Raw genomic sequence first — 21,340 nt, 5'->3', positions numbered from 1 at the left:
AGGGTGGGGTTAAATGAAATTAGTTATTGCAATAGTACAAGATGATGATGCAAATGATTTAATTAAGGAAATAACAGACAAGGGTTTTAGGGTTACAAAATTAGCTACAACCGGAGGGTTTTTGAAATCAGGCAATACAACATTACTAATGGGTGTTGATAAAGAAAAGGTAGATGAAGTTTTAGCCATTATCGAGGAAGTATGTAAGGAAAGAAAGCAAATAATATCATCACCTTCACCTGTAGCTGGTTCTACTGGAGTATATATGCCATTTCCTATTGAAGTGGAGGTAGGTGGAGCAAATGTATTTGTAGTTGACGTAGACAAGTACATAAAGGTATAACTAATTAGAAGCAAGTATATATAAATCTATACTTGCTTCTATGTATGGAGGATCAAAATGAATTTTGAGAGCATAATAGGTCATAATAGTATAAAAAATCAAATAAGTAAATCTATAGAATCGGATAGGTTATCACATGCTCACCTTTTAGTTGGAGAGGATGGAATAGGCAAAAGTATAGTAGCTAAGAATATAGGGTTAAAGGTTTTAGGAAAAAATCAAGATAGACAATATGTTGATTTGGTAGAATGGAGAATAGAAAAAAACAAAAGTACCATAGGGGTTAACTCTATAAGAGCTTTAATTGAAGAAATTAACAAAAAACCTTATGAAGGTGATAGGAAAGTTATTATTATTTACAATGCCCATAAAATGACGGTGCAAGCTCAAAATGCTTTTTTAAAAACAATCGAAGAGCCACCTAAAAACGTGATTATACTTTTATTATGTGAAAATCTTGAAGTTATATTGGACACAATAAAATCAAGATGCCAAATACATAAACTAAAGAATTTAAACGTAGATGAGATGAAAGAGTTTTTAAAAATAAATTATTATGATTTATCTTTAGAGGAGATAAGGGTTGTTATAGCTTTTAGTGATGGAATACCAGGAAAAGCTGAAAAGTTTATTCAAGATAATAATTTCAAGGATATTAGAAATATTACCTTGGAAATATTGCTTAATCTTAATAAAGTTGGAACTGAAGAGCTAATTAAATATGAAAAAAAATTATCTAATCAAAAAGAAAATTTTGAAGAAATATTAACTGCATTTCTTTCGTATATTAGGGATACCATAATATATAAAGAAATTGAAGAAGAAGATTTAATTCTTAACATAGATAAGTTATTAAGTATAAAAGAATTGGCTAATATATTTTCATTTATTAAATTAAATGGTATTATAAGCATAATAAATGATACTAGGGAGAATTTAGTTAGGAACGTTAACCCGGGGTTGACGTTTGAAGTAATGCTATTTAAAATGCAGGAGGTTTAACGACATTTCAGAAGGTAAGGTTCCCACTTATATAAGTGGGAGTTACCTACCTTAGCAAAAATAAAACTTCAGTGGTAGTTAAATCCCCTTCTGAAGTCGTTAATATGCAGATGCGAAGGAGATGATTTAACATGGTTACAGTAATAGGAGTACGATTTAAAAAAGCTGGTAAAATATATTATTTTAGTCCAAATGGTATAGATATTCAAAAGGAAAATAAGGTTATTGTTGAAACCGTAAGAGGGATAGAATTCGGAGAATGTGTTATTGGCATAAAGGAAATACGAGAAGATGATATAGTATCTCCCCTTAAATGCGTTATCAGAAAGGCTACAGATGGAGATGCAGAAAAAGACTTAGAAAATAAAAGAAAAGAAAAGGAAGCCTATGAAGTATGCTTAGATAAGATACATAAACATGAACTAGATATGAAACTCATAGATGTAGAGTATACTTTTGATAATAATAAAGTTATATTTTACTTTACAGCAGATGGAAGAGTGGATTTTCGTGAATTAGTAAAGGACTTAGCGGCGGTATTTAGAACCAGAATAGAACTTAGACAAATAGGAGTTAGGGATGAAGCAAAAATGATAGGTGGGCTTGGACCGTGTGGTAGACCTATGTGTTGTTCAACTTTTTTGGGCGAATTTGCACCAGTGTCTATAAAAATGGCTAAAGAGCAAAATTTATCATTAAATCCTACAAAAATTTCAGGTATTTGTGGTAGACTTATGTGCTGTTTAAACTATGAGCAGGACACATATGAAAGAATAAGAAAAACTTTACCTACTTTAGGATCCATAGTAGACACACCTTATGGTAGAGCAGAAGTTATTGGGAATAGTGTTGTAAAAGAAACTGTGAAAATTAAGATAAAACTTAATGGGAGCGATGAAGAAATAGTAGAGGTTAAAATCGAAGACTTAACATTAATTTCTGGAAGATATGAAGATTCTGTTATCGTGGAGAATATTAAATTGGAGTTAGATGGAAATGAGGAAGATTCATATGTTGTAAAAGAACTATTTAAAGATAACTAGGGGGGGGGAAGATGAAGTCGGTTATAAAAGTATACAATATGAATACTTCGGAGGATATTAGTAACATTAATGTAGCAATATCTAATAATCAAGGGGTAGTTGCTTGCCAAATAAATAGTGTAAGCAAAGAAATAGAAATAATATATGATGATTATTTTGTTTCATTGGATAATTTAATTGAGGCAATTGAGGTAGTCGGGTATACAGTTATATAAAGAAATCAGAGAAACTTTCTCTGGTTTCTTTTCTTTGTTTTTTGCTATGTTAAAAAGTAAAGTATAAATGGATTCATATGAATACGCATTTTAGAATTGGAGATAATAATTTTGAAGGGAGGCTTAAAATATGAAAAAATTAGCAGTGCAAAAGGGATTAAACCCAATTAAGGATTACTTGAGTGACGAGGGATATACAGTCAAAGAGTTTGATAATAGAAAAAAAAATGCAGGTAATTTTTTCAATAAATATGATGCTGTTATTGTCACGGGCGAGAATCAAGATATTATGGGTATAGAGAATACTATATCAAAAACTTCAATTATTAATGCAACTGGAATGACGGGTGAAGAAGTTAAGATGCAAATAGAAAAAAAATAGTATTTAACAAAAAGTAATATATTGAGATATAGAGGCTGTTAACTTACATTCAAAGGTTAACAGCCTATTTTTCTGTTGAAATACATTTAAAATATACTGATAATTTTTGCAAAAATATAAATTAGTTTTAAACAACAATAAAATAATTTGGAGGTATGAGAATTTTAAATTAAGTCAATAATTTAAATGTAAATCATTGACTAATAAATATGAAAGGGGTTTTAAATATGAGTATGAAAAAAGGAATAATTAGTATATCTACGATTGCTGTAGTAATGTTAGGAGTGTTTTTTTCTATGAAGTTCATTGGAGGAAGAGAAAATGTTGCTAATGTAAAATTACAAGATGATAGTATAGTGCAAAGCAATAAAATAATACCTACAGATAATAATGAGACGGTAACAAATAAAAATACTCAAGGGGAAAGCACTAATGAAATGGATGCTGCTTATATAAATGACAAAACTAACGTTGGAATGTATACTGTTAAAGAAAATGACACAGTGTTTAGTATAGTAAAAACGTATACACCTAGTCAGGACAAAAGCAAAATGGTTGAATTTATTAAAAGTAGGAATGGTATAAATGAATCTTACAAAATTGCAGCGGGTCAGAAAATAGTAATTCCTTATGAAAAAGCAATTAAAGATTCAACTGCTGTAGTTGAAAAAGCTAAAACAGATAAAACAGCTAAAACAGCTAAAACAGCTGTAGTTAAAAAATCTAAAACTGGTGACTACACTGTTAAAAGCAAAGATACATTAACTTCAATCGCCAAAAATAATATGACTTCATATAATGTGAAAAAAGCGATAGAAATGTTAAAAGAAACAAATAAAATTACAAATGAGGATGCTATAAAAGAAGGCACAATTATTAATATTCCAAAATAATAGCTATAAAAAAGAAGTGTAATTTTGAGTCTCTCAAAATACACTTCTTTATTTATAGTGCAAGTAATTGATGCATTAAATCATCTCCTGTGGAGTTACACAGCTTCGAAAAAAATGAATTAACGACTGTAAAGTTGAAACAAATATTAGTTTGTTAAATCCTAAGTATTTGCATTTTACTACTTTCAGCAAAAATAAAGTCACCATCCAAAGTTAGTAAAAAGTCTATATTATTGTACTCCGCAGTAGCTATGTGGAAAGCATCATTTACAGATAATAGGTTTTCACACATGAATTTTTTAACTAGAGATATACACTCTTCAGGAATGTTAAGATATTTTATATTTATAATTTTTTCTAGTTCTGAAATTATTTCTACGGACTTATTGTAATAGATATTCAATAAATCTCTTTTCATAGAATTTTTAGAAATATTATCAAAATATCTTTTATATGGAATATGAATAAGTCTGTCTTTTTTCTTTTCCTTTAATATTTTTGTATCATGACGGCTAAAGCTATTTGCTATAGATCTAATGTTGACGGCTGAGTTATAGGGTCTATTATTGCTTATTTTACATTGGATGTCACTAATGAACAATTTATAAAGTATTTTATTTAAAACTTCTGCAGAGATGATACTGGTAGTGTAAAACTCACAACTTCCTTCAGAAAGTTGCTTTAAGCATGATAAACAATCACTATGCTTAATATCATCATCATATATTAAGCTGAGCAAGAAGGATGCATCTAATAAAACAGAATTCTTATTGAAAACTATATTTTTAAAAGGATATAATATTAATTGCATTTTTAACCTCATTATAATCGATTATTATATAATTAATGTATATTCAACAATGGTTACTAATAGTAGTTTTATAATAAATTAGATTGGTGATAAATAAAATAAAATATATTTATTATTTTATAATCTGTATTCTCTTGATTTAGCAACAAAAATTGAGGTATACTTCTGTTGTTGTTATGTATAAAGTAAATATAGATTTCATAGAAAGGAGATACATAATGGGGTTTTTAGGAGATGATGAAACTTTAGATGATCTTAATTTAAAGGGAATTCATGTTATTCAAAAAAAACATGCTTTCCGGTTTGGGGTGGATGCAGTATTACTTGCTAATTTTGCTAAAATAAGAAGAAATGCTAAAGTTGTTGATTTATGTACTGGTACAGGAATAATTCCTTTCATATTAGCAGGTAAAACATATGCAAGTAATCTAATTGGTGTGGAAATTCAAAAGGAATTTGTTGATATGGCGAATCGATCTGCACGATATAATAATTTAGAACATAAAATTAAATTTATAAGTGGAGACTTAAAGGATATAGAACTCATTAAAAGCATTCCCAAGGCAGAAATTGTTACAGTTAATCCACCTTATAAACTTCAAAATTCAGGATTAATAAGTTTAGATGATAAGAATGCTATAGCAAGACATGAGATTTGTTGCACATTAGAAGATGTAATTATTGCATGTAGAGCTTTGTTGAAGGATAATGGACGGATGTATATGGTACATAGGCCTGATAGATTAGTTGATATTTTATGCGCTATGAGAAAACATAGAATTGAGCCTAAACGTATAAGAATGGTGCATCCTAGTGTAAATAAGGCGCCTAACATTGTACTCATCGAGGGACAAAGAGATGGAGGAACCTTTTTAAAATGGGAGCCCCCTCTTTATGTTCACACTGAGGATGGTGGGTATACTCAGGAAATTGCTGATATGTATAATTCAAATACAATAGAATATTAAATAATTTAAAGGTAGAGCCAATTAATGCAAATATTAAAGTAAAGGGTGATAAGAATGTCAGGAAAATTATACTTAGTTCCAACCCCTATAGGCAATTTAAAGGATATAACGCTCAGAGCATTAGAAGTGTTACAAAATGTAGATATAATAGCGGCAGAAGATACGAGGCAAAGCTTAAAATTACTAAATCATTTTAATATAAAAAAGCCACTTATAAGCTATCATCAACATAATGAACAAGGAAAAAGTCAAAATATAATTGAGCAGATAAAAGAAGGTAAAAATATAGCTATAATTAGCGACGCGGGATCGCCGGGAATATCAGATCCGGGAAGCGTAATAGTTTTAAAGTGTATAGAACAGAACATAGAATTCGTAGTGCTTCCTGGTGCCACTGCAATTACTACTGCACTTGTATATTCAGGACTTGATACTACAAAATTCATATTTAGAGGATTTTTACCTAGGGAAAATAAAGATAGAAAGCCTATCATTGATGATTTAATAAATAGGAGTGAAACTTTAATTTTCTATGAGGCTCCTCACAGACTCTTAAAAACTTTAGAATTTTTATATGAAAGTATTGGAAACAGAAAAATATCAATGTGCAGGGAACTTACAAAATTATATGAAGAGATAATTAGGTTGAGTTTAGAAGAAGCTGTGGAATATTATAAACAAAACGCCCCAAGAGGAGAATATGTATTAGTAGTTGAAGGTAAGAGTAAGGAAGATATAGACAAAGATGAAAGAGCTAAATGGGATTTACTAACTATAGAAGAACATATACAAAAACATATGGATGAGGGAATAAATAAAAAAGATGCAATGAAAAAAGTTGCAAAAGATAGAAATATGCCTAAATCAGAAGTATACAAGCATTCATTGGAAATTTAACCTATGTTCCCAATGAATACTTGCGCAAAATAGTGTTATAATAAAAATGTCGTTTTAAGAGTGAATAAATTATAAAAGTACATATATATATATATTTTTTGATATGGGGGGATTAAGTTGCGAAAAAAAATAATATCGCTTATAGTAACAATTGGACTGGCTGCTACAATAAATATACAGGTATTGGCAGATCCATTATCGGATAAGCTTAGTAATCAAAAGGGCCGGCTTGAGGAGCAAAAAAACGAGTACAAGAAAATACAAGATAATGTTGCGGATATAGAAATTTCAATTGAAAAATTGGATTCGAGCATAGGAAAAATGGGCATAGAAGTGGATAAAACAAAAGATAAAATAGGTGAGACCCAGAAGCAAATAGAAAAAACAACAAAGGATATACAAGTTGCAGAGGCTAATATTAAAGAAGAAGAGGACTTATTTAATAAGAGAATGCGAAGCATGTATATGAATGGTGCGGATAGCTATTTGGAAGTCTTATTGGATTCAGAGGGAGTAGAAGATCTTATTTCAAGGGTTGACAACATTAAAAAAATTGTGGAATATGATAATAAAATTATTGGACAATTAACAGCTGAAAAGAGTAAAATTGAAAATAAAAAGGTTGTGCTTGAAGCTGAAAAAACTAAGTTATTAGTGTTGAAAACTGATAATGAAAATAAGATAGGCAAGCTTAAAGAAAAGAAGCAAGAACAAGATGCATTAATCAAGGAAGCTGAAAAGAAAAAACAATTATATGCTGGCAAGATTAGTGATGGACAAGCTACCGTAGATGCTACTATGAAGCAAATACAACAAATAAGAGATAATGCAGCTAAGACTGCTCAATCTAATGTTACTCCATCTAGAGGATCAGGATCAGCGTCAGCGTCACTTAGCTCTAATGCGATAGTTGCTTATGCAAGTAATTATTTAGGAACACCATATGTTTGGGGTGCTGCTGGTCCTGAATATTTTGATTGTTCTGGGTTTATGCAACATATATATAACCATTTCGGAGTTTCATTAAGCCGAACTACATATACACAGATAAATGAAGGATCATATGTATCTAGAGAAGCTTTGCAACCAGGAGATTTGATTTTCTTTGGTTCAGCGTCAGATCCACATCATGTGGGAATGTATGTAGGAAATAACTCATATATTCATGCACCTCGTACGGGAGATGTGATTAAAATATCAGAATTGACACGAGGAGATTACCTTACTGCAAGAAGAGTTAAGTAATTTTGAATAAAAAAACAGGCTATTTTAATAGTCTGTTTTTTTATTCACGAGAAAATTGTAAAGTTTGATTTTTATAAAACCGTAAATTGACCACAGAAAATATAACATGGATGATATTTTCTGTGGCTAATTATCGAATACTAATATAAACGAGTTCAAGAAAAATTGCAATATTAATAGCAAAAGAGGGAATAGAAAAGATATGTGGTATTGCTGAGGGGGGGTAATAAGTTTGAGTGTATAAAACATAGCTGACTAAAGCAGGAGTGGATTAGTCAGCTGTTTTTTGGGGAGATTAGATAGTATAGGGAGGGTTAGTTTGCAAGTGATTTCAGATATAGCTAAAATCACTTGCAAACTATAATAATTTATTTAAATAAGATAAAAATCAAATGGCAGAAAAAGATAAAAATTGAAAGTAGAAAAATAATTTGATACTCTTTTCTCCACACAAGGATTAACAGTTTATGAACAGGTGATAATGTATAATGTGGATAAGAAACTTGTCAGAATTACTTTTAATATGTAAATGCTTTTAAACAAGGCTTTCCGTGTAAATTAAATTGTCCACAGCTTCTGTTGATTAAATGTTAAAAACAGTGGATAACTTAATTATAATGGTTAAAATTTAGATGTTTGCAATATTAACTGTGAATTAAATCAAATTGCATAACGAGAATCTTGTAAAAGAGTAGAGTATATTGCGTATTATAAATAATGTTAAAAATTAGTGGGTTTTCAAACTAATAATTTATATTAACCGCTATTTATTATTAAAGTATACAGAGCGAAGAAAAAACAACATTAATATGGTAATATTTTTATATGCGAATCTTAGGTTAGTTATTTTCAAATTTCTACAGAAATAATGCAAATTATAAAAAAAAGAAAATAACTTGTAATAGTATATACATACCCTATAATATAATTATATGATCAAGACTATAAAATATATTTTATTTAGTATATTAATTTTGGAAGGTGACAAATGGTGGATAAGGCTAAATTTACTCTAGATAATATAATTTCATTATCAAAATCGGTATCCGAAAACAGCATAATTCTGTATGAAGAATTACCTCAGTACGATTTGTTTTTATCACAAGTGATTGATTACTTAAATGATAAATTTGATGCTGATAATTACACTAATAATATAGTACAGAATTATATAAAAGGCGGAGTTATATCTAAGCCAGAAGATAGTAAAAAAAGAGGCTATACAAAGTTACACCTTGCCCAATTAGTCTTACTTAGCTACATGAGACCTATACTTACGTCAGAGGAAATTAAAAAAGTCTTTAGACTAGCGTTCAATGAAATTAATGATAGAGATGATGATATTATTTCATGGGAGAAAGCTTATAAAATTTTCTCTGATATGCAAAAGGAAAGCCTTAATCATTTCGTAGAAAATCAGTTTTGTGATAAATCAAAATTACAAAGTATAATTAATGCTTTAGATTTAAAAGAAAGTGACGAGGAAAGAATAACAGTGTTTTTAGTTGTAATGACATTGGTATCACAAGCTAGTGCAATAAAAAAATTAATAAGAAAAATTGTAGATGATTATGAAAATTAAAAAATATAGAAGTGTATATTAACTATTTTAAGCGGGGGGATAACAGAAAATAAAAATTAATATTTATTCAGAAATAGGAATGAAGATCCATTTATAATGGATCCAATGCCAAATCTTAAAAAAATAAATCAAAATTAATAGCATTTTCAGCATAAATAGTAGTACACCATAATATTTATTAACTTATAGTTAATAAATATTAAAGGGGTAGATGAATATGATTGGTAAGGTACCAACATTAATTTATGATCTGTGTGGGGACAAAGTAGAAGTTATGAATTACACGAAAGTTTTTTTTGAAAATCAGAATGAAGAGGGTTATGTGCTTCATGTAGAGCAACATGATAGAGTTACATCTATAAGTGAATTTGATTTAGAGAAAAGAGAAGATAAGTATTATTGCACTAGGAAGTTGTTTAGCTAACTAAATTTTTGAACATAGTTTTAACGACATTTCAGAAGGAAGGTCTCCTACTTCTATAAGTTGGAGTTACATGCCCTAATAAATAGAAAACTTCAGTGGGAGTATAAATCTCCTTCTGAAGTCGTTAATATGCAGCTCCGCAGGAGATGATTTAACGTCATTTATTTAATCACACAAGCTTTATAATTAATAAAGCTTGTGTGATTTTCTGCGTTTATAGTAATATTATATATTTGTAGTATAATCAAATAATGATAAGTATATTTTAGCTTATAAAAAGAAAACACTGTTTATAAATATAAGGGTGAATTAACCGATAAATAGTGTAAATCATATATTATAGTGAAATTAATAGTTTATACACTGTTAACTTAACTCGAAATAGTTTATAATTTATAAAATTAACATATGAAATGCAATAAGTCTGGATAAAGGTATGTTTAGCTATAGTATAATAATAATTGGTGTAGGGGGTAAAATATGCTAAGCCAGAAAGAGAAAACAATGATTTTAGAAAATTTTGCAGAAGAAAATCAACCTATAGAAATAATAAATAAATTAAATGATGGACAATCTGAGGCGGCGGTATATACTGTGGAATTTAGTGAATCGCGTAAATTAGGAGTTCTAAAAATTCAGGAAATGAATGAAAGCGGATTACATAATAAAGCATTCTTACAAGCAATAGAGAATGGAATTGAAGGATATATTCCTGAAATTATTGATGAAGTGGAAATACAATGTGAAAATAATTTAAAGAGATTTGGAGTTTTATATGAATTAGGCGGAGATAATGTACTGGGAATTAAAACATTGAAATATTCAATGGAAAATGAATTAGCATTAGTTAAGCAAACTTCAGAACAAGTAGCTAAATTTTTATATAATTGGAATAAGCCTCATATCTCTGAAATTAAATCTCCTATTGATATAATGAAAACTTCCTTAGGTTATAGATTTATGGATGAGAAATTTATAAAGGGTTTTGAAACATTAATGATCGATGAGGATAAAAAATGGCTAGTCATTGATGGAGTTGATAAATTTTTTCCGAATCCATATAAATTTTTTGCAGATGAAAAGGTATGGTGTGGTCGTAAAATAAAATATTTAGATTCATGCATACATGGTGATTTGCACGGAGGAAATATAATTGTTTCGGTGAAAAAACCGTCTATTATTGATTTTGGAAGTTACCAACTTCATAGTAATATTTTTTATGATACAAGGTATTTAGAAATACATTCTTTAATGGACTATTTAAAATTCGATAACAATAAACAAAGAAAATTTTGGATTAGTTTATGTGACGAATTAACAAAAAATGTTAAATATGTTGATATTCCAGATGGAGAAGGAGCTAGTATATTGAGAGATATAATACCAGAATTAAGACATGGTATAGACTATTTGCTCTCGGATTCTAGAAATAAACTATATGAGCCATCTTTTTATTTAGCTGGAGTTTCTGCAGGATTGAATTTCATTCGTAAAACAAAGGATGAAAATAAAAGGATGGCAGCAATGATATATACAATGTATAACTTAAGAGCAGTTTTAAAGCATGAACTTGTAGATTTATATAATCCTAGCTTATTATCGAGCACTAGTGTTCAATGGTTTTTAGATGAAGCTTCAATAAGTGAGTATCTAGATAATGATTCAATATATAAAATTGACGAAAAGGCATATCACATTTCGGGTATAATAAAAAATAAGTCTATAGAGCTTACAGTTGAGCCTATTATAAACTTAAACAGTGGCAGGGTTAAATCATTAGAAATACTAGTTAGGGATTCAAGATTAGAATTTTTCCCGGATGAAATGTTTGAAAAAGCTAGACTTACCGGGGATTTGGAAAACCTTACTATGCTAGCTTGTGACAAATTAAATAACTATCTAAACAAACTTGAACCATTTATTGAAGAGGGATTATTTTTTAAGCTTCAATCGGATACAACTAGGCATACTATAAAAAAAGTTATAAAGAAATTGGAAGGGACAAACTTAGTTTTAGAAATTACACAACGTATACCAAGAAGTGCATTTTGGCGTAATTTTGCTGATGAATTAAAATTCAAATTAGCTATGGATAACTTTGGAGAAGGTAACTCTAATATGGTAGAATTGATAAAAATGAAGCCACATTTTATAAAAATTTCTCAGGAGATAGTAAAAGATGTGCATAAAGATGAAATAAAAGCATTGATGATAGAACATATGGTTAAAATGGGGATAAAAACAGGAATGAAGATTATAGCCGAGGGAATACGAACCTTGGAAGAAAAGGAAAAGCTAATGGAACTAGGTGTTGAATATGGACAAGGTACGTATTTTTCTTCAGCCATGCTTATTGATCATGCAGATTATGGAATTTGGAAACAAGGATTTTAGAATTTTAACGACATGTCAGAAGGAAGTCTCCCACTTCTATAAGTGGGAGTTACAGACCCTAACAAACAGAAAATAAAATTTTATTTTAAAAGACAGATGGCATTAGAAGAGATCCCTTCTAGGCGGCCAGTAAAACCAAGGCCTTCCTCTGTAGTAGCTTTAATGTTAACTTTATCTATAGGTAATTGTAGCGCAGTTGCAATATTTATTACCATAGGGGGTATATGGGGCGCCATTTTAGGGTTTTGTGCAATTATTGTAGCATCAATATTTTCGATTATGTAATTCTTATTTTTTATTAAACTGCCTACATATTTAAGTAGGACAATGCTAGACATGCCTTTATATTTAGCATCAGTATCGGGGAAATGATTTCCAATGTCACCAAGAGCCGCAGCACCTAAAAGAGCATCTATGATAGCGTGAACAAGAACGTCTGCGTCTGAATGCCCTAGTAATCCAGCCTCGTGCGGTATGGTTACTCCACCAAGTATTAAACTTCTACCCTTAACTAATTTATGAACATCATAGCCCATTCCAATTCTCAAGCGAATTACCTCTTTTCAATTTAATTTATAAATATTTTAAATATATAGAAATGTAACAGTAGGAATATATACTTTTCTTTATATAATATAGCATTTCATGAGAAGGTAATCAAGAAAATTTATTCGCGCAACACATTAAAATATGTAGTGAGGCACTCACGGATTTAGTAATAGGAAATATGATGAGAAAATAGCCAATAAGTTATTAACATGTTATCCACAAAACTGTGGATAGTGTGCATAACTTAATAATAAAATTTAGAAATATTTTATTTAAAATGCAAGTATTTACATAAAAAATTCTAAAAACGTCTATAATTAATACTATAAAGTATTCATTAACATCAACCCCACATATTATCCACACAAAAGCTGTGGATAATGTGTATAAGCCTTAAATGTTTTATATAAATTTACAAAAACATACATAATTTTAGTGCATTTGTGGATTAGTAAATCTTAATGTGTACAATCTGTTAGTCTAAATAAAAAATAGTAAAAAATTTCAAATTATTAGTAAATTTATGAAAATAATAGAGTGAAATATAACGTAATATTTATAGAAAAATAAATATTAATTACTTAGAAAGAATTTTAAAAGGTTGAGAAAAAGTTGTCAAGTTTTTTAGTGATAACTATAACAAATTGTTTAGTAGCGTGCCTAAGCACCAGAAATGTAATTAAAATGTAATAGCTATAAAACAGTAAAAAATTAAAAAGATCTCAAATTGTAGGGAGTCCCATAGAAGAAATTACCTTTGAGTCAGTAAAAGAATATTGGATAATATCTCATAGAAAAAGACTAAAGAAATATTTGAATTCAAGGGTAATAAAGAGATAATTACTAATAAATTTAAAGATATATTTACAAAAAAAAGCAGAAGTTAAATAAGATAGTTATTATTAACTAAGACTAACAAGTTATCCACAATTTCTGTGTGAATAATGTTGATAACCTTTATATAAGCCAAAAAGCACACAAATTTGTGTGCTTTTTAACTACATTTAAGCATAGAAGATGATGTTTAAGCATTTTCAGTTTTAATAGAATCAGAAATTAACTTATTAATACCGACTAGTTCTTTTGGCGTTAGATATCTCCATTTCCCAAGGGGTAAGTTGTCTATAGAAACATTCATAATTCTAAGCCTTTCAAGTTTCACAACAGCATACCCTAAATGCTCACACATTCTTCGTATTTGACGGTTAAGTCCTTCTGTTAAAATTATTTTAAAAACATATTTGCCTTCTTTTTTTACAAAACATTTTTTAGTTATAGTATTTAGTATAGGAATACCATTTGCCATACTCTTTATGAAATTAGGGGATATAGGTTTATCTACAGTAACAATATACTCTTTTTCGTGGTTATTACCTGAACGTAAAATTTTATTCACAATGTCTCCATCGTTAGTTAGAAATATAAGACCTTGAGAAGGTTTATCAAGGCGACCAATGGGGAAAATTCTTTTTTTAAAATTTATAAAATCTATGATATTTCCATTAACTTTATGCTCAGTAGTGCAGGTTATTCCAACGGGTTTATTGAAAGCTAAGTAGACAAATTCTACTTTATGTTTTAATGGTTTACCATTTATTTCAATGTGATCAGCTGCAGATACTTGAGTGCCCATTTCAGGGATTTTGCCATTTAAGGTGACATTGCCTTTGTCAATCAGTTTATCTGCTTCACGCCTAGAGCAAAAACCCGTTTCACTTATAAATTTATTTAATCTAATTTTTAAAGCACTATTTTCATAGGGCTGAATAATGTTTTTCTCTTTTTCATTAGGTGTGGTTTTCATTTTGCACCGTCCTTTGGAATTATAAAATAAGATTAAGGTATACAACTCATATTATATGGTTAAATCATCTCCTGCGGAGATTAAATGTCGTTAAATAATCATACAAATAGTTGTAAGGGTATCTTAAGCGGGATACCCTTAGTCAATTACAGCTTGACCATTATTATTTAGTGATACATTGAAATTATGTGTACCAGCATACCTATTAAACTCAGTTAAGTTAATTGGAGTTTTATTTTTATTTTCAGAAACAAATATATAAATTTTTAAACCGTCGTCCGCATGTGCTTTAGTTAGGTATTTTTGTTTAAGCGATTCATCTAAAATTAAATGAAGTGCTTCATCCAAGGATTTATTTTCTAAATTTACAAGTTGTTTTATTTTATAGCCTCCAGGACTTCTGCCTTCTACTTTTGTAATTTTATTTGAACCGTTTACCTCCATTTTTAGAGAACAATTCATGTCGACTATAACAGAAAAATTATATCTATTATCCAAATATAATTTTCTTATTGAAAATAAAAGTAATAGGATGCAAGAAATAGCCAATAAGTACTTCCAAACGGAAATGCTTCGAAATTCTTTACCTACATATAGTTCGCCTATTTTAGGATGAGCCGTATGCTTTTCAAGGGTTACAAATTCATTATTTTGAGTTATGATATAGACCTTATTTTTTTCAATGTTAATTATTTTACCGGATTTTTGCATAGTGGCACCCCTTTTATATGCTGTAAGTGTATTTAAAAATGATAATGGATTGGAACTTATGCCTGCCACGGTTATGGCGAGGAGATAAACCTAAGTAACTATTTACAGGAGGATAAATGTAATAAATTGATTTTATAATTATAGAGGCTGATAAGCATTATATTCAGGATTTAAGGAAACTAGAATATACAAAGTATGCACTGAGTTTCAATTATTATTATATCACATGAGAAGCTTATTAATAATTCCATTAGTTCATAAAGATAAGAAATATGGATTAGTAATAATTCTAAATCATAAAATGGGAGCATACAATGAAATTAAGAGGGCTAATGATTTCCCTTTTGTTATTTAGTATATATTTTAGGGTCAAAATAAATTATGAATATTATAATAAAAAACCTCACAAACATTAAAAAAGTTTGTGAGAGTTTTTATTACAATATAGGCGAAAGTAATCTTGAAATAGATTCCTTAAATTTAACAATAAAACTTCTATTAACATATTTTTCGAGAGTTAATTCATCGCAAAATTTTAAATCGTCCATAAAAAAATGTTCTAAGTCGGAAGTTATTTCTTTATCATATATAAAAGCATTAATTTCGAAGTTTAAAGTAAAGCTTCTAATATCTAAATTAGCGGTGCCTATGGAGCTTATAGACTTATCAATAGAAAGAAATTTACTGTGAAGAAAGCCCTTAGTGTAGGTATAACATTTTACGCCTGATTCTAGTAGCTCTCCCATATAAGATGTAGAAGCCCAATACACAAAGGGATGATCTGGTTTACTAGGTATCATTATGCGAACATCGACTCCGGATAAGGATGCTATTTTTAAAGCTTCTAATATACTGTCATCTGGAATGAAATAAGGAGTTTCTATAAAAATATTGGTTTCAGCTTTGCTAATCATTTTTAAATATCCATTTCTAATAGACTTCCAAGTTGAATCAGGACCGCTTGAAACTATTTGTAGACCTGTATTCCCAAGGTGAGCTCTGTGAGGGAAATACTTGTTATCAAAAATTGAATTTTCATTGGCGGCAAATCTCCAATCCATTAGGAAGTGCAATTCCAATGCATCTATTGCATCGCCCTGTATGAATAAATGGGTATCTCTCCAAAACCCAAATTTTTTAGAAAGACCTAAATATTCATCACCAATATTAAAACCACCTATAAAGCCATATTGACCATCGATAGTACAGATCTTACGATGATTTCTAAAATTTACTCTTAGATTTATATAAGGAACAAAGGGTGGGAAGAAACAAACAACTTTTCCGCCAGCCTCAATTAGTGGGGCGAAAAAGCGCTTAGGCACTTTAAGGCATCCCATACCATCATAGAGTAATTCTACCTCCACCCCTTCTTTAGCTTTTTGGGATAAAATTTCAAGAATAGTTCTTCCTAGATTATCATTTTGAAATATATAATACTCCATATGGATATATATTTTTGCATTTTTAAGGTTTTCTTTAAGTTGATCAAATTTTGATTTGCCATCAGTAAATATGGTTACCTTGTTATTATTAGTGTAAAAAGAATTATCACTGCAAAGATTAAGTGTCATAATGTCAGAGTATTTACTTAAAAAAGGATTAGTTTTAATTAAATCTTCATTATTTAAGAACTCCTTTTGTTTATCAATAATTGAGGTAAGATTCTCTTTTTCTTCTTTTTTTAGAGAAAATAATTTTTTTCTTTTCAAATTTTGACCAAGAAATAAGTATAGAATAAATCCTATGGTAGGTAAAAATAGTAATACCATAAGCCAAGTCCAAGTACTTGCAGGATTTTTGCGTTCAAGAAATACAACTGCCAAGGCGAAGAGGATATTGATAATAAATAATAAATTTAAAAAATGTAACAATAGTTCATTTGTAAACATATGTGCCTCCAAAAATTCATTTTATCTTATAATGATAGTATACATATAAAAGCGTATAAAAAAACATTAAAAATACGTATAAATAGAATATCTATTTTTTTATTAAATGTTTTTTGAGTAAAATAGAAATATTTCAGTATTATAATTTATATTATTAAAGGAATAGTAAGTTTTATGGTATAATAAAATTAAATTGCTGAAATCAACTTATGTGAAGAAGTATGTTTTGAATTGAATTTATGAATATATTAATAATATGTATTGTTTTTTTATTTGTGCATGAAGGTTTATACTAGATTGCTACTTTAAAAATGAGAATGGAATCGGGGATAAGGATATGGGGTTAGTTCATAGAATAGTTGATGAGGAAATAAACAAATCCTTAGAGCTTATAAAAGAATTAGAACTTGTGATGAATGAGATTCAAAGTAGCGAAAGTCTATTTAGTTCTAATATTCAAAATATGTCTTTAACTAACAAACAAAGTATATTAGAAAAGTGGGTTAGTTATGTAGGATGTTATAATGAATTGAATGAAACACGGGAAAAATATAAAAATAAACTTATATTAAAACATACAGAAGATTCACACACTAAATATAAAAATATATTATTAATTTATGCCTCTACCATAGCGATACGTAAAAATGCTGTATTGTTAGCTAACATTATAGAAAAAAATAAGTATTTGGAGTCAATGTTAAATGAGGCTAGGCCCGAATATAATATTAATAAAAAACAATATTATTATATTACACAAGAAATTACAGAAATTTATTATATGATATCTTTGTTTAGGAATAAGCATTACTTTGATTTTATGGTAAATCACTATGAAGTTTATGGATATGAAAGAGATGAAAACGAAGAAGAATTATTAAATTATGCAAGTTATAATTATTTAAATGTTATAAAACTTGTTAAAAATCATAGAAATATTGTTAAAAATAATATGATTAATTTTTTTGGAAAAAATATTTTTGATTTTTGGTTCCCATTTCAAAAATGGATCGCTATAAGTATTACTGGAGTTGATTACTCTAGTAGAAAAGAGAAATATGTTAGTAATGAAGATATTAATATTATAAAAGAAGAATTGCTACCAGGGGATATACTTTTAAAGAGGAACAATTATCAACTAACCAACCTGGGATTACCAGGATTTTGGACTCACACTGGGATTTATATAGGCTGTTTAGAAAAATTGGACAAGTATTTTAACGACATCCCACTGGGGGATTGTTTGTGTGTTTCAGAGTATGTAAAAGTAATTTATCCTAAAGTATATGATAGTTTATGCAATGAAAATAATGGAGAATATATTATAGAAGTTATTGCCCCTGGTGTGGTAATAAATCCTCTAGATGCTATTGCAAAAGTTGACTATTTTTCTGCATTACGTCCTAAATTACCTAAAGAGGATAAATTAAAAGCATTGTTTACAGCGTTTGAATCTTTAGGGAAGGCATATGATTATAATTTTGACATTATGACAGATAATGCTTTGTTTTGTAGTGAATTAATTTATAAATCGTATTTATGTTCAAGGAATAAGAAAGGGCTTACATTTAACTTAGAAGCAAAAGCTGGCAGGCTATTACTTTCACCTAATAATATTATTAAAAAATTTGATTCAGAATTTGATAGTGAAAATGCAGAATTTGATTTTGTAATATTTTATGATGGTAGTGAAAGAGAAAGAAAAGCTATAAGGAAAAACGAAAATGATTTAAAAATAACTTGGAAGCTATCTAAGTGGAGAATGTTAAGGAGAAGGGTTATTTTAAAAACAGAAATAAGGTATCCTATAGTAATATTAAATTCAGCATTGTCAAAATTAAAAATTATTTTATATGGTGTGTTTTATTAATTATGATATATGTATATAATATAAGCATTGTATTAAAAATATGGTTAAGTATTAAAAAATATAGTTAAAATATTAGATTAAATTCTAAAACAGAAAGTAGGATAAATAATAAATATGAGAAATATAAAAATTGTAATAGAATATGATGGTACTAGGTATAAAGGATGGCAAAGACTTGGAGATAGCGATAATACGATTCAGCACAAAGTAGAAGCCGTTTTAAGTAAGATGGCAGAAGAAAATATTGAAATTATTGGGTCTGGAAGAACAGATGCAGGAGTACATGCAACAAACCAAGTAGCAAATTTTAGAACAGAATGCACAATGCCAGATCATAAAATGCGTAGTTATTGCTATGAATATTTACCAGAAGACATTGTAGTGAAGACGGTCGAAGAAGTGGATCTCAATTTCCATGCTAGATATAATGCTAAAGTTAAAAAATATGTATATAATATTTGTAATAACAAAGCACACAATGTTTTTACTAGAAAATATGATTATCATGTGCCACAACCTCTAAATATTGAAAATATGAGAAGAGCAGCAGAAATTTTAATAGGAGAACATGATTTCCAAAGTTTCACAACACTTAAAACAAAGAAAAAGTCTACTATAAGAAATATTTATACAATAAATATCGTAAATGATGATGGAAATATAGAAATTAGTGTTCAAGGAAATGGATTCATGAAAAATATGGTGAGATTAATAGTTGGGACACTTGTTGAAGTGGGCCTGGGTGAAAAATCTGTAAATGAAATTAGTGATATTTTAGATAAAAAAGAAAGAAAATATGCTGGACATATTGCACCAGCAAAAGGCTTATTTTTAGAAGAAGTTAATTATTAAAAACCAATAAAATGGTTAATATTACAGCACCAAAGGTGATGATTTAAAAGAGGCACATAAGTATTAACTTATGTGCCTCTTTTTAGTTTTATGTTTAGTTAAAACATCTCCTGTATAGCTGAGCATCTTATTTGAATATACCTTATGTAGCTATATATGCCAAACTACAGTATTCCTTCATTCTTTAATATATCTTCAATTTCATCAACTTTTCTAGAGAGAATATAAAAACTATCTTTTAATATATTTTTTGGAAGAGGAGTTTCTTTTATAGTTTTTTCTAACACGTCTATAGTGTCGAGTGCATCATCAATGCCCTTTTGTGCTAGTTTTAGATTAGCTTCTTTCATTTTTTAATCTCCTTTAACTTATGTTATTTCATTAAATATACTTAAACCCTAACATTAGTAATTACTAATTTCAAGTTAAGAATGACTTTTATTTTATGTAAAATCGAAAAAATTAACTTTTCTTATTCTTAAGAATTTTATTTTTAACATCTTTCAAAATAGAATCGAAACCTTTGAATTTTACGTCAGGAAAGGCTTTTATAAGTCTTGAATAATCGGGGGATTTTTTGAAAACCAAAGAATCATATTTTACTTTCAATTCTTTTATGATAGTCTCAACGTCAGATTTTTTCTTACTCATCTTAATTTCGGCACTTTCTATTAACTGGTCCAATTTAATTTTTAATTCAGACATATCCTTAGTATTCCCTAAATTTAATTTAAAATCTGGAAGTTTATCGATTAAATCTGAATATACTGTATTTAATTGGGTTAATAGGGACCTTAATTTAAATATTGTATTCACAGTAATTATAAAATCAATGAAGAAATATAGGAATAGAATATAAAAAAGTGTTATGCCTGGGATAGGTGGTATTAAATTTACTATGTAAATAATATAGGGGTGAATTACCTTCAAAATAAATATGGAAACAAAGCCCCATATTATAGAAAAGGATAAGCAAATTCTACCCTTAAGATTGTATGGCTCATCACTGTAATCCCACCAAGTACTATTAAATGCAGTTTCTAGAATATAACCTGTCATATACTCTAGAGCAGAGGTTAAAAATACTGAACCTAAAAAAAGGAAAATATAATTAGTTTCAATATGCTTTAGCAAAACAATTATTGCCAAAGTACCAAAACCATAAATAGGACAAAAGGGACCGTGGAGGAAGCCGCGGTTAATGAATTCTTTTTTCTTAACTGTAGCATATACTGTTTCAAGACACCATCCCATAAAGGAATAGATAATAAAATAATAAAAAAGCGTAAATACGCTAGAATTTAACAAAGTCATATTAATCATAGATTAACTCCCTTTTTTTTAGCCCATTGTACATTGAATAAGAAAATGATAACACAAAAAGCGTTTTTTTTATAGTATATGGGATGAATAAATATTATTATATGCAATTTTATAGAAATAACTACATATATATTAATTAA

Annotated in this window: 22 protein-coding genes; 15 read left to right on the top strand and 7 right to left on the bottom strand. The window is 28.7% G+C overall.

The window, feature by feature from the left end:
• Positions 1–13 precede the first annotated feature (13 nt).
• The 6 genes from ACWJKE_RS12205 (at position 14) to ACWJKE_RS12180 (ending at position 3,878) form a co-directional block, all read left to right on the top strand.
• A complete protein-coding gene (locus ACWJKE_RS12205; RefSeq protein ID WP_165414583.1) occupies positions 14–343 on the top strand; it encodes a cyclic-di-AMP receptor in 330 nt (109 codons plus the stop codon).
• Between the two features lie 57 nt (positions 344–400).
• Positions 401–1,345 carry a DNA polymerase III subunit delta' gene (locus ACWJKE_RS12200; RefSeq protein ID WP_220286928.1) on the top strand — a complete coding sequence of 315 codons (945 nt, stop codon included), beginning with the start codon at positions 401–403 and terminating at the stop codon, positions 1,343–1,345.
• A 131-nt stretch (positions 1,346–1,476) separates the two neighbouring features.
• A complete protein-coding gene (locus ACWJKE_RS12195; protein WP_165414581.1) occupies positions 1,477–2,388 on the top strand; it encodes a PSP1 domain-containing protein in 912 nt (303 codons plus the stop codon).
• An 11-nt stretch (positions 2,389–2,399) separates the two neighbouring features.
• Positions 2,400–2,603, top strand: coding sequence for a heavy-metal-associated domain-containing protein (locus ACWJKE_RS12190; RefSeq protein ID WP_165414580.1), 204 nt, complete (start codon positions 2,400–2,402; stop codon positions 2,601–2,603).
• Between the two features lie 130 nt (positions 2,604–2,733).
• Positions 2,734–2,985, top strand: coding sequence for a YkuS family protein (locus ACWJKE_RS12185; protein ID WP_165414579.1), 252 nt, complete (start codon positions 2,734–2,736; stop codon positions 2,983–2,985).
• Between the two features lie 227 nt (positions 2,986–3,212).
• Positions 3,213–3,878 carry a LysM peptidoglycan-binding domain-containing protein gene (locus tag ACWJKE_RS12180; RefSeq protein WP_220286927.1) on the top strand — a complete coding sequence of 222 codons (666 nt, stop codon included), beginning with the start codon at positions 3,213–3,215 and terminating at the stop codon, positions 3,876–3,878.
• A gap of 154 nt (positions 3,879–4,032) precedes the next feature.
• On the opposite strand, the gene ACWJKE_RS12175 is transcribed toward ACWJKE_RS12180, so the two are convergent.
• The gene (locus ACWJKE_RS12175; RefSeq protein ID WP_216304498.1) at positions 4,033–4,689 is read right to left on the bottom strand and encodes a PIN domain-containing protein; all 657 of its coding nucleotides are present in this window, start codon (positions 4,687–4,689) and stop codon (positions 4,033–4,035) included.
• A 218-nt stretch (positions 4,690–4,907) separates the two neighbouring features.
• Here ACWJKE_RS12175 and ACWJKE_RS12170 point away from each other — a divergent pair, with 218 nt between their 5' ends.
• The 6 genes from ACWJKE_RS12170 to ACWJKE_RS12145 all read left to right on the top strand — a co-directional run bounded on the left by ACWJKE_RS12170 (position 4,908) and on the right by ACWJKE_RS12145 (position 12,199).
• Positions 4,908–5,657 carry a tRNA1(Val) (adenine(37)-N6)-methyltransferase gene (locus ACWJKE_RS12170; RefSeq protein ID WP_220286926.1) on the top strand — a complete coding sequence of 250 codons (750 nt, stop codon included), beginning with the start codon at positions 4,908–4,910 and terminating at the stop codon, positions 5,655–5,657.
• Between the two features lie 54 nt (positions 5,658–5,711).
• The gene (gene rsmI, locus ACWJKE_RS12165) at positions 5,712–6,554 is read left to right on the top strand and encodes a 16S rRNA (cytidine(1402)-2'-O)-methyltransferase (protein WP_165414575.1); all 843 of its coding nucleotides are present in this window, start codon (positions 5,712–5,714) and stop codon (positions 6,552–6,554) included.
• Between the two features lie 117 nt (positions 6,555–6,671).
• A complete protein-coding gene (locus ACWJKE_RS12160; protein WP_216304495.1) occupies positions 6,672–7,799 on the top strand; it encodes a C40 family peptidase in 1,128 nt (375 codons plus the stop codon).
• 988 nt (positions 7,800–8,787) lie between these two features.
• A complete protein-coding gene (locus tag ACWJKE_RS12155; protein WP_216303293.1) occupies positions 8,788–9,381 on the top strand; it encodes a DUF1836 domain-containing protein in 594 nt (197 codons plus the stop codon).
• A 217-nt stretch (positions 9,382–9,598) separates the two neighbouring features.
• Positions 9,599–9,805, top strand: coding sequence for a hypothetical protein (locus ACWJKE_RS12150; protein ID WP_216303294.1), 207 nt, complete (start codon positions 9,599–9,601; stop codon positions 9,803–9,805).
• 480 nt (positions 9,806–10,285) lie between these two features.
• A complete protein-coding gene (locus ACWJKE_RS12145) occupies positions 10,286–12,199 on the top strand; it encodes an EAL domain-containing protein (protein ID WP_462958854.1) in 1,914 nt (637 codons plus the stop codon).
• An 80-nt stretch (positions 12,200–12,279) separates the two neighbouring features.
• On the opposite strand, the gene ispF is transcribed toward ACWJKE_RS12145, so the two are convergent.
• The 3 genes from ispF to ACWJKE_RS12130 form a co-directional block, all read right to left on the bottom strand.
• Positions 12,280–12,747, bottom strand: coding sequence for a 2-C-methyl-D-erythritol 2,4-cyclodiphosphate synthase (ispF, locus tag ACWJKE_RS12140; protein WP_216303296.1), 468 nt, complete (start codon positions 12,745–12,747; stop codon positions 12,280–12,282).
• 1,025 nt (positions 12,748–13,772) lie between these two features.
• A complete protein-coding gene (gene rluF, locus ACWJKE_RS12135) occupies positions 13,773–14,552 on the bottom strand; it encodes a 23S rRNA pseudouridine(2604) synthase RluF (RefSeq protein WP_216303297.1) in 780 nt (259 codons plus the stop codon).
• Positions 14,553–14,690: 138 nt separating this feature from the next.
• Positions 14,691–15,263 (bottom strand): anti-sigma-I factor RsgI family protein, encoded by a 573-nt coding sequence (locus ACWJKE_RS12130; protein WP_462958853.1) that lies wholly within the window; start codon positions 15,261–15,263, stop codon positions 14,691–14,693.
• Between the two features lie 226 nt (positions 15,264–15,489).
• Between ACWJKE_RS12130 and ACWJKE_RS12125 the strand changes: the two genes are divergently transcribed.
• On the top strand, positions 15,490–15,618 hold the full coding sequence (locus ACWJKE_RS12125; protein WP_268064034.1) for a hypothetical protein: 129 nt from the start codon (positions 15,490–15,492) through the stop codon (positions 15,616–15,618).
• Between the two features lie 82 nt (positions 15,619–15,700).
• On the opposite strand, the gene cls is transcribed toward ACWJKE_RS12125, so the two are convergent.
• The gene (cls, locus tag ACWJKE_RS12120) at positions 15,701–17,155 is read right to left on the bottom strand and encodes a cardiolipin synthase (RefSeq protein ID WP_216303299.1); all 1,455 of its coding nucleotides are present in this window, start codon (positions 17,153–17,155) and stop codon (positions 15,701–15,703) included.
• Between the two features lie 337 nt (positions 17,156–17,492).
• Between cls and ACWJKE_RS12115 the strand changes: the two genes are divergently transcribed.
• Together ACWJKE_RS12115 and truA are read left to right on the top strand one after the other, a co-directional pair.
• Positions 17,493–19,025, top strand: coding sequence for a YiiX/YebB-like N1pC/P60 family cysteine hydrolase (locus tag ACWJKE_RS12115; protein ID WP_216303300.1), 1,533 nt, complete (start codon positions 17,493–17,495; stop codon positions 19,023–19,025).
• Positions 19,026–19,139: 114 nt separating this feature from the next.
• Positions 19,140–19,877, top strand: a complete 738-nt coding sequence (gene truA / locus ACWJKE_RS12110) for a tRNA pseudouridine(38-40) synthase TruA (protein WP_216303301.1) — start codon at positions 19,140–19,142, stop codon at positions 19,875–19,877.
• Positions 19,878–20,041: 164 nt separating this feature from the next.
• Here the strand turns inward: truA and ACWJKE_RS12105 are convergent, their stop codons facing one another.
• Positions 20,042–20,227, bottom strand: coding sequence for a hypothetical protein (locus ACWJKE_RS12105; RefSeq protein ID WP_216303302.1), 186 nt, complete (start codon positions 20,225–20,227; stop codon positions 20,042–20,044).
• A 112-nt stretch (positions 20,228–20,339) separates the two neighbouring features.
• Positions 20,340–21,131, bottom strand: a complete 792-nt coding sequence (locus tag ACWJKE_RS12100) for a putative ABC transporter permease (RefSeq protein WP_253198202.1) — start codon at positions 21,129–21,131, stop codon at positions 20,340–20,342.
• Positions 21,132–21,340 lie beyond the last annotated feature (209 nt).

It is taken from the genome of Clostridium sp. CM036 (genome assembly GCF_055081135.1).
This window is presented reverse-complemented; position numbering and strand designations above follow the sequence as displayed.

Coding starts and splice junctions, on each gene's coding strand:
- ACWJKE_RS12205 (WP_165414583.1), top strand. CDS start 14: ATGAAATTAGTTATTGCAATAGTACAAGATGATGATGCAAATGATTTA.
- ACWJKE_RS12200 (WP_220286928.1), top strand. CDS start 401: ATGAATTTTGAGAGCATAATAGGTCATAATAGTATAAAAAATCAAATA.
- ACWJKE_RS12195 (WP_165414581.1), top strand. CDS start 1,477: ATGGTTACAGTAATAGGAGTACGATTTAAAAAAGCTGGTAAAATATAT.
- ACWJKE_RS12190 (WP_165414580.1), top strand. CDS start 2,400: ATGAAGTCGGTTATAAAAGTATACAATATGAATACTTCGGAGGATATT.
- ACWJKE_RS12185 (WP_165414579.1), top strand. CDS start 2,734: ATGAAAAAATTAGCAGTGCAAAAGGGATTAAACCCAATTAAGGATTAC.
- ACWJKE_RS12180 (WP_220286927.1), top strand. CDS start 3,213: ATGAGTATGAAAAAAGGAATAATTAGTATATCTACGATTGCTGTAGTA.
- ACWJKE_RS12175 (WP_216304498.1), bottom strand. CDS start 4,689: ATGCAATTAATATTATATCCTTTTAAAAATATAGTTTTCAATAAGAAT.
- ACWJKE_RS12170 (WP_220286926.1), top strand. CDS start 4,908: ATGGGGTTTTTAGGAGATGATGAAACTTTAGATGATCTTAATTTAAAG.
- rsmI (WP_165414575.1), top strand. CDS start 5,712: ATGTCAGGAAAATTATACTTAGTTCCAACCCCTATAGGCAATTTAAAG.
- ACWJKE_RS12155 (WP_216303293.1), top strand. CDS start 8,788: ATGGTGGATAAGGCTAAATTTACTCTAGATAATATAATTTCATTATCA.
- ACWJKE_RS12150 (WP_216303294.1), top strand. CDS start 9,599: ATGATTGGTAAGGTACCAACATTAATTTATGATCTGTGTGGGGACAAA.
- ACWJKE_RS12145 (WP_462958854.1), top strand. CDS start 10,286: ATGCTAAGCCAGAAAGAGAAAACAATGATTTTAGAAAATTTTGCAGAA.
- rluF (WP_216303297.1), bottom strand. CDS start 14,552: ATGAAAACCACACCTAATGAAAAAGAGAAAAACATTATTCAGCCCTAT.
- ACWJKE_RS12130 (WP_462958853.1), bottom strand. CDS start 15,263: ATGCAAAAATCCGGTAAAATAATTAACATTGAAAAAAATAAGGTCTAT.
- ACWJKE_RS12125 (WP_268064034.1), top strand. CDS start 15,490: ATGAGAAGCTTATTAATAATTCCATTAGTTCATAAAGATAAGAAATAT.
- cls (WP_216303299.1), bottom strand. CDS start 17,155: ATGTTTACAAATGAACTATTGTTACATTTTTTAAATTTATTATTTATT.
- ACWJKE_RS12115 (WP_216303300.1), top strand. CDS start 17,493: ATGGGGTTAGTTCATAGAATAGTTGATGAGGAAATAAACAAATCCTTA.
- truA (WP_216303301.1), top strand. CDS start 19,140: ATGAGAAATATAAAAATTGTAATAGAATATGATGGTACTAGGTATAAA.
- ACWJKE_RS12105 (WP_216303302.1), bottom strand. CDS start 20,227: ATGAAAGAAGCTAATCTAAAACTAGCACAAAAGGGCATTGATGATGCA.
- ACWJKE_RS12100 (WP_253198202.1), bottom strand. CDS start 21,131: ATGGGATGGTGTCTTGAAACAGTATATGCTACAGTTAAGAAAAAAGAA.